Raw genomic sequence first — 15,376 nt, 5'->3', positions numbered from 1 at the left:
TGCGCCCGGCGAAATCGTCGAAGGCGTGTTCGGTGACATGGATGATATGCCTGGCGACGAACGGCGCGCCTTCGCGCGCGCCGTCCTCGGGATGCTTCAGCGCGCACTCCCATTCCACGACCGCCCAGCCCGGATAATCGTACTGCGCGAGCTTGGAGAAGATGCCAGTGAAATCGATCTGGCCGTCGCCGAGCGAGCGGAAGCGCCCCGGTCGATCCACCCAGTCCTGGTAGCCACCGTAGACGCCGGATTTTCCGGATGGGCGGAACTCGGCGTCCTTGACGTGAAAGATGCGAATGAACTCGTGATAGAAGTCGATGTACTGCAGGTAATCGAGCTGCTGCAAGACGAAGTGGCTCGGATCGTAGAGCATGCGGCAACGGCGATGATGGCCGGTCGCAGCGAGGAAACGCTCGAAGGTCACGCCATCGTGCAGGTCTTCACCCGGATGGATTTCGTAGCAGACATCGACGCCGGCGTCATCGAATGCATCGAGGATCGGCAGCCAGCGCCGCGCGAGTTCGGCGAAGCCGTCCGCGACGAGCCCGGCCGGTCGCGGCGGCCAGGGATAGAACGTGTGCCAGAGCAGCGCGCCCGAGAAGGTCGCGTGCGCGACCAGGCCGAGATTGCGGCTGGCCTGCGCCGCGAGCCGCAATTGCTCGATCGCCCACTCGGTGCGTTTTTGCGGATTGCCACGCACCGTTTCCGGCGCGAAGCCATCGAACAGGAGATCGTAGGCCGGGTTCACGGCGACGAGCTGGCCCTGCAGATGCGTGGACAATTCGGTGATCTGCACGCCGCAGGCTTCGACACGACCCTTGAGTTCGTCGCAATAGGTCTTGCTCTCGGCGGCGCGGTGCAGGTCGATGCAGCGCGCGTCCCAGCTCGGAATCTGCACGCCCTTGTAGCCGAGCGATGCCATCCACTTGCAGATGCCTTCGAGCGTGTCGAACGGCGGCTTGTCGCCCATGAACTGGGCGAGAAAGATCGCGGGGCCCTTGATCGTCTTCATGCGAACTCCGTCCACTTCTGTTGCGACTGCGCCGAGCGGATCACTGCGTCGATGAACGTCATGCCGCGCACGCCGTCGGCGATGCCGGGGAAATCATATTCGCGTGGATCGACCTTCGCGCCGTCGGCGTGGGCGCGCACGCCACGATAGAACGCGGTGTAGATGTTCGCGAATGCTTCGATATAGCCTTCGGGATGCCCCGGCGGCGTGCGCGTGTTGCGCGCCGCGACTGCACCGAGATAGGGAGAGCCCGTGCGCAGGATCTGCACCGGCGCGTCGCGCAGGCGCAGCACGAGCGAATTCGGCTCGGCATGCCGCCACTCGATCGATCCGGTTTCGCCATGGACGCGCAGCGAGAGATTGTTCTCCTCGCCGGCGGCGATCTGCGTCGCGACGAGCACGCCGCTCGCGCCGCCGTCGAAGCGCAGCAGCATCGAGGCGTCGTCGTCAAGACGGCGGCCCGGAATGAACGTGTTCAACATCGCGTCGATCCGGGTGATGCGCAGGCCGCTGACGTATTCGGCCAGATGCGCCGCATGCGTGCCGATGTCGCCGATCGCGCCACCCGCGCCCGACTTCGTGGGATCGGTGCGCCAGCTCGCCTGTTTCTGCCCGCTGCCTTCGATGTCCGTCGCCAGCCAGCCCTGCGGATATTCGACATGGATCTTGCGCACCGCGCCGATGCGTCCAGCTTGGATGAGCGCACGCGCTTCCTTGATCAGCGGATAGCCGCTGTAGGTGTAGGTGACGGCGAGAACGCCGCCGCTGCGCTCGACCGCGGCCTGCAGCTCATGTGCCTCAGCCAGCGAAAAACACAGCGGTTTGTCGACGACGACGTGGAAGCCATGCTCGAGCGCGAGCTGCGCCGGTTCGTAGTGCAGGTGATTCGGCGTGACGATGGCGACGAAGTCCATGCGCTGCTCGGCCGGCAGCGCTTGCTCCGCGGCGAACATCTGCGCGTAGCTCGCATAGGCGCGCGCCGGATCGACGTGGTAGGCCGAGCCCGCTTCGCGCGAACGCCGCGCATCGCTGCTGAGCGCGCCGCAGACCAGTTCGGCCTCGCCATCCAATTCCGCGGCGATGCGATGGATGCGGCCGATGAACGAACCCGGGCCGCCGCCGACCAATCCCATGCGTAGCTTGCGCACTCTATGCCCTCGTCAAATTGGAAAATTCACTCGCCGTGCGATCACGCCAGCCCGACCTTCTTCAGCACCTCGAGAGGAGGCCCATCGAAACTCGCCAGCGGCACGTTGCCGACGAATTGCAGATCCTTGCGTCCTTCCGGCGTCGTATAGAAACCGCTCGCGGTGAGGTCGCGATAGCGCGCGAAGAATCTGGCCGCTTCGACGAAATGCGGCCTGGCCTTCGGCAGATAGCAGATGTCGTCGCAGATCGCATGCAGCTGTTGCGCATCGAGCTCGTGCGCGGGTTTGAAAAAGCGACGGCCGGATTCGCGATCGAGCCAGTGCAATCCCTTGAGCACGATCGCGCGATCCTTCTGCTGGGCTGGATACGGCGCGCTGATCCATTCGTCGAGGAAATCGACTACGCCGACTGCGGATGCGCTCGGCGAGGTGGCGTCCGCGGGAATGATCGCGTCGCACAGCACGGTCGCGGTGCGGCGCTGGGCGGCGTTGAACGTCAGCGGCCACAGCTCGCCGGGATGATAGACATTGAGCAGCTTCGGATCCTGCCCGTATGGTTTCGCTTGTGCTTTCGGCGCGGTAGCAGCGTGCAGCGGGTCGCGCGCGAGCGGCAGCGCGGCAGCAGCGAGCATCCACTTGATTGTCGTGCGACGGTCCATCACAGCTCCTTGCGCTGCATGCGCTCAAGGATGTGGTCCGCCACCCGCCATGCATTGGCCATGATGGTGAGTGTCGGATTCTTGTCGGCGTTCGACGGGAACGGCGCGCCGTCGGCAAGGAACAGGTTCTTCACGTCCCAGGTCTGGCACCACTTGTTGACGACGGAAGTGCGTGCGTCGTCGCCCATGATCGCACCGCCGACTTCGTGGATGATGCTGCCGCCCGGCTCGATTGCCTTGGCGCCGTCGGTCTTCACTTCGCCGCGCACGCGTCCGCCCATCGCGGTGATGATGTCGGCAAAGGTCCTCTGCATGTGTGCGGCCTGGCGCGTCTCGTGCTCGGACCACTGCCAATGGAAGCGCAGCACCGGGATGCCCCACTTGTCCTTCACCTTCGGATCGATTTCGCAGAACGACTTCTCGTTCGGAATCATCTCGCCGCGGCCGGCGAAGTGGACGAACGAGCCGTAGTAGCGGCGCGCATCCTCCTTGAACTTTGCGCCGTAGCTGCCGCCGGTGAGCCACTCCAGCTTCGCCGCGGTGCCGGCGCCCGGCATGCGCCGGCCGCCGCCGAATTCGATGTGGTAGCCGCGCGCGAAGCCGAGCTTGCCGGCCTCCTTGTACTGCCACCAGGGAACATACATGTGCAGGCCGGACACGCCTTCCTCGTTGTGCGGCGGCAGGTTTTCGAGCAGCGGAATCTGGCCGCCGAGATCGCTGCCGACCGTGTCCATCAGATACTTGCCGACCTTGCCGCTGGAATTGCCGAGGCCGTGCGGGAACTGCGCCGACTTCGAATTGAGCAGGATACGCACCGTCTCGCAGGCGCTCGCCGCGAGCACGACCGCGCGCGCGCTGATGGAGACATTGCGGTGCGAGGTCCGGTCGATGAAATGCACGCCCGAGGCGCGGCCGTCCTTGCCGAGCGTGACCTCGTTGACCATCGCATCGGTGACGATGTCGAGCTTGCCGGTCGCGAGCGCCGGCGGCAGATGCACGGTCGTCGACTGGTAGTTGGCGCGGATCGAGCAGCCATTGCCGCACGGCGTGGTCCAGAAGCAGGCGCCGCGCTGCTTCATGTCGGCGGTGATGATCTGCTGCGCAGCGGGATTGCCCGGATGCAGCTTCGCCGGCGAATTCTTCCAGTCGAGCTGGCGCGTCAGCACGGCGCGATGGCCGGCAATCACCGGAATGCCGAGCGTGCCGGCGTACTTGTGCACGAGCAGGTCGCTGACCAGCGGCTTCGGCGGCGGCAGCAGGCAGCCCTCCGGTGAATCGGGCGTGTTCTCAAGACCGTCGTTCGCGCCGTAGACGCCGACGAGCATCTCGACCTTGTCGTAGTAGGGCGCCATGTCCGCGTAGCCGATCGGCCAGTCGAAGCCGAGGCCATCGCGCGACTGCGGCTTGAAGTCGTAGGGCCCGTTGCGCAGCGAGATGCGGCCCCAGTGGTTGGTGCGGCCGCCGAGCATGCGTGCGCGCCACCAGTCGAAGCGTTGTGCCTCGTTCGTGCTCGCCTGCGTGTACGGCTCGCCGGGAACCTGCCAGCCGCCGTCGACCGTGGCGTCGTAGAAGCCGAATGGCTTGTCCGGTGTGCTTGCGCCGCGCAACGGCGCCATCTCCGGCGTCTGGAACATCGCCGTCTCGGTGATCGGGTCGTAGTTGCGGCCCGCTTCGAGCATGAGCACGCGCGCGCCGCCCATGGTCAGCGTGTAGGCCATCTGTCCGCCGCCGGCGCCCGAGCCGACGACGATCACGTCATAGTCGGTCTTTGCCGCAGCCTCTGCATTGATGAAGGGCACTCAGTGGCTCCAATGGGGCCCGGCACGGCAGGTGCGTCTGCGGATGCACTGCGCGAAGCCGGATCGTGCCCATGTTTATAGCCGAAAAGCGCCCGTGCCTGCACGACGCAGTGCGCCGCGCGGATGCAGCGTGCGCGGCAACAAGCGCCGGTTTTCAGAGCACGGCGACGATCGCGCGCGCGACGTCGTCGAGACGGTCATCGGGCAGGCCGGCGACATTGATGCGGCTGTCGTCGACCATGTAGATCGCGTGTTCGGCGCGCAGGCGATGCACCTGTTCGACGGAGAGGCCCAGGCGCGAGAACATGCCGCGGTGGCGGGCGACGAAATCGAAACGGTTCGAACCCGAATGCTTGCGCAGCGCGGCGGCGAGGCCTTCGCGCAGCGCGACCATGCGCTCGCGGATCGCATCCACTTCGGCAACCCAGGCCGCGCGCCGCGCCGGGTCGGCGAGGATGATGCGCACCGCGGCGGCGCCGTGGTCGGGCGGCATCGAGTAGTTGGCACGCGCGACCGAGCAGAGCTGGGCATAGGCGACATCGGCTTCGGCCTCGGACGGCGCGAGCAGAATCGCGCAACCGACACGGTCGCGGTACACCGAGAAGTTCTTCGAGCAGCTCGCGGCGATGACCATCGATGGCACGAGCGTGGCGAGCAGGCGCACGCCGGCGGCGTCGGCATCGAGGCCCTCGCCGAATCCCTGATAGGCGATGTCGACGAATGGAAACAGCTGCTTGTCGAGGATGAGCTTGCCGACTTCGCGCCACTGATCGAGCGTGAGGTTCGCACCGGTCGGGTTGTGGCAGCAGCCGTGCAGCAGGACGACATCGTTCGGCTTGGCCTGAGCGAGCGCGGCAAGCATCGCCTCGAAGCGCACCGTGCCCGTGGCCGCGTCGAAATACGGATACGAAACATGCTTGAGCCCAGAGGCCTCGATCATCGGAATATGGTTGGGCCAGGTCGGGTCAGACACCCATACCGTCGCACCCGGCTGCGCGCGGCGCAGCAACTCGAACAGGATGCGCAGCGCGCCGGAGCCGCCGGGCGCCTGGATCGCGCGCACGCGCGCGGCGGGCGCTGCATCGTCGAGGACGAGTGTCGTCATCAATGAATCGAACGCCGTGTCGCCGGCGAGGCCGAGATAGGTTTTCGTCGTCTGCTCGGCGAACAGCACCTGCTCGGCGTCGCGCACCGACGGCATGATCGGCGTGCGGCCTTCGCGATCCTTGTAGACGCCGACGCCGAGATCGACCTTGTGCGGGCGCGGGTCGTCGCGCAGCAGCGCGATCAGGGCGAGGATCTTGTCAGGTGCAGGCGAAGTCAGGGTCTCGAACATGGGGGCGGTCGCAATCGATTCGGAAAATGGGATGGATGGGTCGATGCTCAGGCGACGGCTGCTTCGGCCGCCTCGGTCTGCGTGGCGAACATCTGCTTGATCTGCTTCGCCGCCTCGCGGCCGTCGAGCACGGCGCGCACGACGAGGTCGGCGCCGCGCCACATGTCGCCGCCGGCGAACACTTTTGGGTTCGTTGTCTGCAGCGGCAGGCGGCCGGCGCCGCCGAGGACGATCTTGCCGTTCGCCGCGAACTCGATGCCATTCGATGTAGCCCACTGTGGCGGCTCGGGCAGGAAGCCGAAGGCGAGGATGACGACGTCAGCGGGCAGTATTTCCTCGCTGCCCGCGACAACTTCCGAACGCGGGCGGCCGCTGCCGTCGTCGACGAGACGCGTTTCGGCGACGCGCACGCCGATGACGCCTTTGGCGTTGCCGAGGATTTCGAGCGGCTGACGCTGGAACAGGAAGTCGACGCCCTCGTCACGGCTGTATTTCACCTCGCGGCGCGAGCCGGGCATGTTCGCTTCGTCGCGACGATAGACAAGGGTGACGCTTTCGGCATCGTGGCGCACGCTGGTGCGCACGCAGTCCATCGAGGTATCGCCGCCGCCGAGCACGACAACGCGCTTGCCGAGCAGTTCCGGCATCACGTCGGCCGCGGTCGCCGTGCCGAGCAGGCGGCGCATGTTCGCGATCAGGAACGGCAGCGCCGCGTGTACGCCGGGCAGGGTCTGCCCGGGCAGCTGGCCGTCGACGAACTTGTACGCGCCGGTGCCGAGGAAGGCGGCGTCGTATTCTTTTGCCAATGTGGAAAAATCCACGTCACGACCGATCTCGGTGTTGAGGCGGAACTTCACGCCCATACCCTCGAGCACGCCGCGGCGCGTGTCGACGATTTTCTTGTCGAGCTTGAACGGCGGAATGCCGAACGTGAGCAGGCCGCCGATTTCCTCGTCACGATCGAACACCTCGACCGCGTGACCCGCGCGCGCGAGCACGTCGGCTGCGGCGAGTCCGGCCGGGCCGGCGCCGACGATCGCGACGCGCTTGCCCGACGGCTCGACGTCGTCGAGCTTCGGTCGCCAGCCGCGCTTGAACGCCTCGTCGGTGATCGACCGCTCGATCGCGCCGATCGTCACCGCGCCGAAGCCGGTCTCGAGCGTGCAGGCCTGCTCGCAGAGGCGGTCCTGCGGGCAGATGCGGCCGCAGATCTCGGGCAGCGGGTTGGTCTCGTGCATCAGCGCCGCGGCGTCTTCGACGCGGCCTTCGCGCGCGAGTTCGAGCCAGCGCGGGATGTGGTTGTTGAGCGGGCAGCCCCAGGAACAGTACGGATTGCCGCAGTCGATGCAGCGCGAGGCCTGCTCGGTGACCTGCTCGCCGGTAAACGCGGTGTGGATCTCGCCGTAGCCGAGCACGCGCACGGGCACGTTGAGCTCGCGCGGCAGCTCGCGGGGAAAGCGCAAAAATGGAAAATTATCTTTTTTCACGTTGATCGATTCTGTCTGTCAGGCGGCGCGGCGCAGTTCGTCGGCGAGCGAGTCGAGGCTGGCGGCCTTCGGTTTGACCAGCCAGAACTTGTGTACGAGTTCGCGGAACTCGTCGACGATGCGACGGCCCCAGGCGCTGCCGGTCGCATCGACGTAGCCGAGCAGCAGGCTGCGCAGGTGTTGCCAGTAGTTTTCCATGCCCTCGTGCGAGATGCGCGTGATGTCGACGAGCTCGTGGTTATAGCGGTCGACGAAGTCGCGCGCCTCGTCGAGGACGAAGGCGTAGCCGCCGGTCATGCCGGCACCAAAGTTGACCCCGCAGCGGCCGAGCACGACGACAGTGCCGCCGGTCATGTATTCGCAGCAGTGGTCGCCGACGCCTTCGACGACGGCAAGCGCGCCCGAGTTGCGCACGGCGAAGCGCTCGCCCGCGCGGCCTGCGGCGTAGAACTCGCCGCCGGTCGCACCGTACAGGCAGGTGTTGCCGACGATCGAGGATTCGTGGCTCGGGAAGCCCGCGTCGCGAGGCGGACGCACGACGATGCGGCCGCCGGCCATGCCTTTGCCGACGCCGTCGTTGGCCTCGCCGTCGAGGACGATATGCACGCCGCCAGCGTTCCATGCGCCGAGGCTCTGGCCTGCGGCACCGGACAGGCGCAGCGTGATCGGATTTGCCGCCATGCTCTGATCGCCGTGCTTGCGCGCGACCTCGCCCGACAGGCGAGCGCCGATCGAGCGGTCGGTGTTGACGACGGCGTAATGAAATTCACCGCCGGTGGCGTTCTCGATCGCGACCTTCGTCTCGGCGGCGATGCGCCTGGCCAGATCGCTCTGCGGAATCGGTGCCGCGGCGCATCCCGGCACGTTGCCGTCCAGTCCGCTGCCGAGCAGCGGCGCGAGATCGACCTTGTTCTGCTTGACCGTCGCGCCCTCACGCTGCGTGAGCAGATCGGTGCGGCCGATGATCTCGTCGAGCTTGCGCACGCCGAGGCGCGCCATGTGCTGACGCACGTCCTCGGCGACGAAGCGGAAGAAGTTCTCGACCTGCTCGGGCGGGCCGTCGTAATGCTTCTTGCGCAACTCATCGTTCTGTGTCGCGACGCCAGTCGCGCAGGAATTCAGATGGCAGATGCGCAGGTACTTGCAGCCGAGCGCGACCATCGGTGCTGTGCCGAAGCCGAACGATTGTGCGCCGAGCATCGCCGCCTTGATCACGTCGAGGCCGGTCTTTAGGCCGCCGTCGGTCTGAACAATTACGCGGGAGCGCAAGCCATTGCGCACCAATGTCTGCTGCGTTTCCGACAAGCCAAGTTCCCACGGCGAACCCGCATAGCGGATCGAGGTGAGCGGACTCGCGCCCGTGCCGCCGTCGTGCCCCGAGATCGTGATCAGATCGGCGTTCGCTTTCGCGACACCGGCAGCAATCGTGCCGACGCCGGCGTTCGCGACAAGCTTCACCGAGACCAGCGCCGACGGATTCACTTCCTTCAAGTCGTAGATCAACTGCGCGAGATCTTCGATCGAATAGATGTCGTGATGCGGCGGCGGCGAAATCAGGCCGATGCCGGGACGCGCATAGCGCAGGCGCGCGATCAGGGCGTTGACCTTGTGCCCTGGCAACTGGCCGCCTTCGCCGGGCTTGGCACCCTGTGCGACCTTGATCTGCAGCACCTCGGCATTGACCAGATACGCCGGCGTGACGCCGAAGCGGCCCGAGGCAACCTGCTTGATCTTTGACATCTTCTCGGTGCCGTAGCGCACCGGGTCTTCGCCGCCTTCGCCGGAGTTGCTGCGCGCGCCTAACCTATTCATGGCAATCGCCAGCGACTCGTGCGCCTCGGGTGAGAGCGCGCCGAGCGACATGCCGGCCGAGTCGAAGCGCTTGAGGATCGCTTCGACCGGTTCGACTTCCTCGATCGGCACGGGCGCCCCGACCGCGTGCACGGCGAGCAGATCGCGCAGCGCCGCGGGTACGCGCTTGTCGACGGCATCGGCGTAGCGGCGATAAAGCTTTGTGTCATTCGTGCGCACCGCAAGTTGGAGTGCACCGACGACTTCGGGGTTGTACATGTGGAACTCGCCGCCCGGCAGCGCCTTCATCAGTCCGCCCGGCGGCAGCGCGTAATTCGGATCGCGCGCGGCGATCGCCTGCGCCTTGTACTCGTTCTGGATGTCGGCAAACCCCGCGCCGCCGATGCGCGAAGGCGTGCCCGGGAAACACAGCTCGACGACGTCGGCATCGAGGCCGACGATCTCGAACAACTGCGCGCCGCGATAACCCGCGATTGTCGCGATGCCCATCTTCGAAATGATCTTGAGCAGACCTTTCTGGATGCCGCGGCGATAGCTGCGGCCGATCTCGCTCGGCGGCTCGCCCTGGCGGCCCTTGAGCTGGCCGTGCTTGTTCATGTCGAACAGGGTCTGGTACGACAGGTACGGATACACCGCGGTCGCGCCGAAACCGATCAGGCAGGCGAAGTGATGTGCATCGCGTGCGTTGCCGGTTTCGACGAGGATGTTGCAGTCGCAACGCAACTGCTTCTGGGTCAGGCGCGCGTGCACGGCGCCGGTCGCGAGCAGGGCGTGGATCGGCAGCAGGCCCGGCACTGGATAGCGATCGGAGAGCAGGATCAACATCGTGCCGCCGCGCACGGCATCTTCGGCGCGGTCGCAGAGGTCTTCGATCGCGGCCTTGAGCCCGATCTTCTCGTCGTAATAGAGATCGAGCTTGATGTTAGCGGGCGCGATGTGCGGCAGCGCGAGGATCTGGCGCAGCTTGCGCTGCGACAGGATCGGCGAGTTGAGCAGCACCTGCTGCGCGTTGTCCGGCGACAGATCGAAGACGTTGCGTTCGAGGCCGATCTGCGTGGTCAGCGACATCACGAGCCGCTCGCGCAGCGGATCAATCGGCGGGTTCGTCACCTGCGCGAACGACTGGCGGAAGTATTCGTACAGCGGCCGCGACTGCTGCGAGAGCACGGCGATCGGCGTGTCGTCGCCCATCGAGCCCGTCGCCTCGGCTTCGTCCTCTGCCAGGGTTTTCAGGATGACGTCGCGTTCCTCGCGCGTCAGCGCGAACTGCTTCTGGTAGCGTGCGAGCACTTCGGGCGAAAACGGCTCAGCGGCGAGCGCAGGATCGATCAGGTGCGATTCGAGATAGTTGAGCTGCTCGCGCAGCCACTTCTTGTACGGTGCGCGCGAACGGTTGATCGCATCGATCGCCGCGCTGTCGAGCAGCTTGTGCTCGACCAGGTCGACCGCGATCATCTCGCCCGGCCCGAGCCGGCCCTTGGCGACGATGCGCGAATCCGGCACGTCCCACAATCCGGCTTCCGAAGCGACGATAAGATGATTGTCGTCCGAACGCGCCCAGCGCGCCGGGCGCAGGCCGTTGCGGTCGAGCGCGCAAGCGGCATGTCTTCCGTCGCACAGCACGATGCCGGCGGGGCCGTCCCAGGGCTCGGAATGCAGCGCGTAGTATTCGTAGAACGCTTCGAGATCCTCGTCGAGATCCTCGCGCGAGGACCACGCCGGCGGAATCAGCACGCGCATCGCAAGCAGCACGTCGAGGCCGCCCTCGACGAGCACTTCGAGCATGTTGTCGAGGCTCTGCGAATCCGAGCCCTGGGTCGTGACCAGCTCGCCGAGATCGGAGAAATCCACAAGTGGAGATTTATACTTTCCGGCGCGCGCGGTCGCCCAGTTGCGGTTGGCCTTGATCGTGTTGATCTCGCCGTTGTGCGCGAGCAGGCGGAACGGTTGCGCCAGGCGCCAGTGCGGCATCGTGTTGGTCGAGTAGCGCTGGTGGAACACCGCGGCGCTGGCTTCGAGGCGCGGATGCGAGAAGTCCGGAAATGCCGCGCGCAACTGGCCCGGCGCGACCATTGCCTTGGCCGCAAAAGTACTTGCCGACAGGGTGACGACGTAGAAATGGATGTCGTCGGCGAAGGTTTTTTCGGCCAGGCGCCGCGCGCGGAACAGGGCGCGGTCGAACGCACCCTCGTCCATGCCGGCCGCCGCGTTGACGAAGATCTGTTCGATGCGCGGGCGGTGCGCTTCGCCGATCGGCCCGCAGGCGCGCGAATCGACCGGCACTTCGCGCCAGCCGGCAACGACGAGACCGGCTGCTTCGAGCTGCTTCGCCAGTTCGGCCTTCTGCGCTTGCGCGCGCACCGCGTCCTTGCGATCGAGGTAGACGTGGCCCGAGGCGAAGCGCTCGCCGACGGCAATGCCGGCGTCGCTCGCGAGCGCGCGCAGCCAGCCGAACGGGCGATAGAGCAGGATGCCGCAGCCGTCGCCGGTGATGCCGTCGGCTCCGATGCCGCCGCGATGCGACATCTTCGCCAGGGTCGAGAAGGCCTGGTCGACCAACCACGCGCCCGCTTTGCCGTCGATGTTCGCGATCAGCCCAAAACCGCAGCTGTCGTGTTCGAACGACGGGTCATACAGCGTATTAGCGCGTTGTTGCAACATGGCTTACTCGACTCTGCTTGATGCGGCGAAAGCGTCCGGTCCGCCGGCATCTGGCGACGACAAAGCCGGCGCGTCCCTGGCGCCCGCCTTGGTTATGTGGATATTCCACGCACGCGACTACAACACAAATGTTGCGTCGCGTCAAAGCCTGCGGCAATTGGCCACCTAAACGTCTATACGGGCAACCGCCGAGATTCGCGAAAATTGAAAAGTGCGGCCATGGATCGCCGCTTTTTGATCTTCGCGATCAGGAGATCGCATTCATAGCGCGTCCGCGCCGGTTTCGCCCGTGCGAATGCGGATCACCTGCTCCAGATCGTGGACGAAGATCTTGCCGTCGCCGATCTTGCCGCTGTTGGCGGAGGCGAGGATCGTTTCGACCACGCGCTCGACGAGGTTGTCGGCGACCGCGATATCGATCTTGATCTTGGGCAGGAAATCGACGACGTATTCGGCGCCGCGATACAGTTCGGTATGGCCTTTTTGCCGGCCGAAACCCTTGACCTCGGTCACCGTGATGCCCTGCACGCCCACTTCGGCGAGCGCCTGGCGCACATCGTCGAGCTTGAACGGTTTGATGATGGCAGTGACGAGTTTCATGGCTTGGCGAAAGGACTTCGTGTAAGCCGACTATACCGAAAAAGCCCGATCCGCGCTGCCGGATGGAAATGGCGCGATTGCGGCCGGTTTTCCGTCTGTCTTGTAGGAAAATTCCTACAGAGGAATCAGTAAACTGCCACTGTCCGTCGCGAACGGATTGGTTACGCTTTGTCCCGTCCGTTGCACACCACCGTTTGCTTGAGAGGTAACGCCGTGATTGCCGTCTCCCCGCTCGACGACCTGGCTCGGCGCCTGGTCGACCTCGTTCCTCCCGAAGCACGCGAGCGCCTCGGTGCCCCCGCGCGCGAGGCCATGGACGATCTGTCCGCCAACTTCAAGGACACCCTGCGTTCGGGCCTGCGCCGGCTCGATCTCGTCACCCGCGAGGAGTTCGACGTGCAGCGCTGCGTGCTGCTGCGCACCCGCGAGATGGTCGAGGCGCTGGAACACCGCGTAGCCGAACTCGAAACCTTGCTCGGCGGCAAGGCCGCACCGCATTAAGCAGGACCAGGGCGCATTGGCACGACGCCGATGAAGCCTCCCTTTTCCGCGGACGGTCGTGAACCGAGCCCGGCGCCTCGCGCCGGTGGTTGCGGCGATCACGGCTCGTCGTCCGGTAAGCATGAATTGCGACCCTCCCTGCATGGACGGCAGGTAGACCCGGCACGGCCGTCCGCGGAATCTCCACAGCTGCGATCGCATACGATCGCAGCAAGCAAAACCCGGCCGCGCCTAGCCGGACTTTTCGACAGGAAGCCACCTCAAGGGGACACTGCCCGGACCCGCAGTCGGACAGGGACGTCTGTTGTTTTTCGGTCACGCGGTCGCGCTTTTTCTGGCCTGACGATTGCGCATTGATGAGCCTCGCCACCGTCCATAGCCGTGCCCAGGACGGTGTTGCCGCGCCGGCAGTCACCGTCGAGGTGCATCTTTCCGGCGGCCTGCCCGGCACGAGCATCGTCGGTTTACCCGAAACCGCGGTGAAGGAGGCACGCGACCGCGTCCGCGTCGCGATCCAAAATGCGCAACTGGAATATCCCGCGCGCCGCGTCACCGTCAGCCTGGCACCGGCCGATCTGCCCAAAGACGGCGGCCGTTTCGACCTGCCGATCGCGCTCGGCATCCTCGCCGCGGCCGGACACGTGCCGAAGGAAGTGCTGGCGCGCTATGAATTCCTCGGTGAACTGGCCTTGTCCGGCGAACTGCGTGCGGTCACCGGCGTGTTGCCGGCGGCGTTGAAGACCGTGCAGGCCGATCGCGCGCTGATCGTGCCGCGCAGCAATGTCGCCGAAGCCGCGCTCGTCTCTGCGGCCGAGGTTCGCGGTGCGGATTCGCTGCTCGAAGTGCTCGCCTTCCTGCGCGGCGCGGGCGACCTGCCCGAAGGCGCCGTCGCATCGCAGGCGAACGCGGAAACGAACGAGTCCGAGCAGCCCGATCTCGCCGAGGTGCGCGGTCAGGCGCACGCGCGCAGGGCGCTGGAAATTGCCGCGGCCGGCGCGCACCACCTGTTGTTCGTCGGCCCGCCCGGCACCGGCAAGACCATGCTCGCGAGTCGCCTGCCGGGCATCCTGCCGCCGCTGAGCGAGGCCGAAGCACTGGAGTCGGCGGCCGTGCGCTCGGTCGCCGGGCAGGGCGTCGATTTGCGCAGCTGGAAAACGCGTCCGTTCCGCCAGCCGCATCACACGGCATCCGCGGTGGCGCTGGTCGGCGGTGGCTCGGTGCCGCGTCCGGGCGAGATTTCGCTGGCGCATCACGGCGTGCTTTTTCTCGACGAACTGCCGGAGTTCGATCGCCACGTGCTCGAGGTGTTGCGCGAGCCGCTCGAATCGGGTCGCGTCGCCATCTCGCGCGCCGCGCGCCGCGCCGAGTTTCCCGCCGCGTTCCAGCTGGTCGCGGCGATGAATCCGTGTCCCTGCGGCTATGCCGGCGATGCGTCGGGCCGCTGCGCCTGCACGCCCGAGGCGATCCGCCGCTACCGGGCGAAAATTTCCGGGCCGCTGCTCGATCGCATCGACCTGCAGGTCGAGGTGCCGCGCGTGGCGCTGGCCGAGCTCGGCGAGACGGCACCATCGGGAGAGTCCAGCGCCGTCGTGCGCGAACGCGTGATCGCCGCGCGTTCGCGGCAGATGCAACGCGCCGGCAAACCGAACGCGCTGCTCGGATCGCGTGAACTGCGTCGCGATAGCGCACTCTCGACACGCGACCGCGCCTTGCTCGAACGTGCGCTCGACAAGCTCGGTCTGTCCGCGCGCGCTTATCACCGCATCCTGCGTGTTGCGCGCACGATCGCCGATCTCGACGGCGGCGATGCGATCGCGACGCCACACCTGATGGAAGCGATCCAGTACCGGCGACTGGCGGTACGCGAGTAACGCTTTGGCATCCGTGCGCTAACATGATGCGCATGACGACAAACGATACGAATTCCACAGCCGGCGGCCTGCGCGGCCTGCTCGATGTGCTGTGGCGCATCCATGCGCGCAACGAAAACGCGGTGCTCGGCATCGTCACCGCGACCGAAGGATCGACCTACCAGAAACCCGGCGCGCTCGTGCTACTCGACGGCAAGGGCCTGCGTCACGGCGTGATCAGCGGTGGCTGCCTCGAGCCCGCGCTTGAGGATGCGGCCCGCGAGGTACACGAATCCGGGCGCGCGGCGACGGTTGAGTTCGACACGCGCAGCGACGAGGACCTGTTGTTCGGCAGCGGCATCGGTTGCCGCGGCCGCGTGGCCTTGCTGCTGCTGCCGTTGCCTCCACAGGCCCCGCTTGCGCGCGCCTTGTTCGCCGCGCTCGACCGCGGTGCCGATCTGCGGTTGTCGTTCGCGCTGGACGAATCCGATTTCGGCGCGGGCCACGCGAG

Annotated in this window: 11 protein-coding genes; 3 read left to right on the top strand and 8 right to left on the bottom strand. The window is 66.2% G+C overall.

The window, feature by feature from the left end; genetic code table 11:
- From VF497_RS16560 to glnK, 8 genes are all read right to left on the bottom strand, one after another.
- Positions 1–1,012 (bottom strand): sugar phosphate isomerase/epimerase (locus tag VF497_RS16560; RefSeq protein WP_330890759.1); only part of this gene is annotated, 1,012 nt, incomplete at its 3' end.
- Positions 1,009–2,160, bottom strand: coding sequence for a Gfo/Idh/MocA family oxidoreductase (locus tag VF497_RS16555; protein ID WP_330890757.1), 1,152 nt, complete (start codon positions 2,158–2,160; stop codon positions 1,009–1,011). The genes VF497_RS16555 and VF497_RS16560, both read right to left, overlap by 4 nt.
- 41 nt (positions 2,161–2,201) lie before the next feature.
- A complete protein-coding gene (locus VF497_RS16550; RefSeq protein WP_330890755.1) occupies positions 2,202–2,819 on the bottom strand; it encodes a gluconate 2-dehydrogenase subunit 3 family protein in 618 nt (205 codons plus the stop codon).
- Positions 2,819–4,618, bottom strand: coding sequence for a GMC family oxidoreductase (locus VF497_RS16545; protein ID WP_330890752.1), 1,800 nt, complete (start codon positions 4,616–4,618; stop codon positions 2,819–2,821). The genes VF497_RS16550 and VF497_RS16545 overlap by 1 nt, the downstream gene beginning before the upstream one ends.
- Before the next feature lie 154 nt (positions 4,619–4,772).
- A complete protein-coding gene (locus VF497_RS16540) occupies positions 4,773–5,954 on the bottom strand; it encodes an amino acid aminotransferase (protein ID WP_330890750.1) in 1,182 nt (393 codons plus the stop codon).
- Between the two features lie 47 nt (positions 5,955–6,001).
- A complete protein-coding gene (locus tag VF497_RS16535) occupies positions 6,002–7,417 on the bottom strand; it encodes an FAD-dependent oxidoreductase (RefSeq protein ID WP_330890748.1) in 1,416 nt (471 codons plus the stop codon).
- 42 nt (positions 7,418–7,459) lie between these two features.
- On the bottom strand, positions 7,460–11,914 hold the full coding sequence (gltB, locus tag VF497_RS16530) for a glutamate synthase large subunit (RefSeq protein WP_330890746.1): 4,455 nt from the start codon (positions 11,912–11,914) through the stop codon (positions 7,460–7,462).
- Positions 11,915–12,175: 261 nt separating this feature from the next.
- Positions 12,176–12,514, bottom strand: a complete 339-nt coding sequence (gene glnK / locus VF497_RS16525; RefSeq protein ID WP_330890744.1) for a P-II family nitrogen regulator — start codon at positions 12,512–12,514, stop codon at positions 12,176–12,178.
- 213 nt (positions 12,515–12,727) lie between these two features.
- On the opposite strand from glnK, the gene VF497_RS16520 reads away from it, so the two are divergent.
- The 3 genes from VF497_RS16520 to VF497_RS16510 form a co-directional block, all read left to right on the top strand.
- Positions 12,728–13,015, top strand: coding sequence for an accessory factor UbiK family protein (locus VF497_RS16520; RefSeq protein WP_330890741.1), 288 nt, complete (start codon positions 12,728–12,730; stop codon positions 13,013–13,015).
- Between the two features lie 356 nt (positions 13,016–13,371).
- Complete coding sequence (locus VF497_RS16515) at positions 13,372–14,886, top strand: YifB family Mg chelatase-like AAA ATPase (RefSeq protein ID WP_330890739.1); 1,515 nt, start codon at positions 13,372–13,374, stop codon at positions 14,884–14,886.
- Between the two features lie 32 nt (positions 14,887–14,918).
- The coding region (locus VF497_RS16510; protein WP_330890737.1) for an XdhC family protein at positions 14,919–15,376 on the top strand (458 nt) is incomplete at its 3' end.

Source organism: Rudaea sp. (assembly GCF_036383415.1).
GTDB lineage: Bacteria > Pseudomonadota > Gammaproteobacteria > Xanthomonadales > Rhodanobacteraceae > Rudaea.
This window is presented reverse-complemented; position numbering and strand designations above follow the sequence as displayed.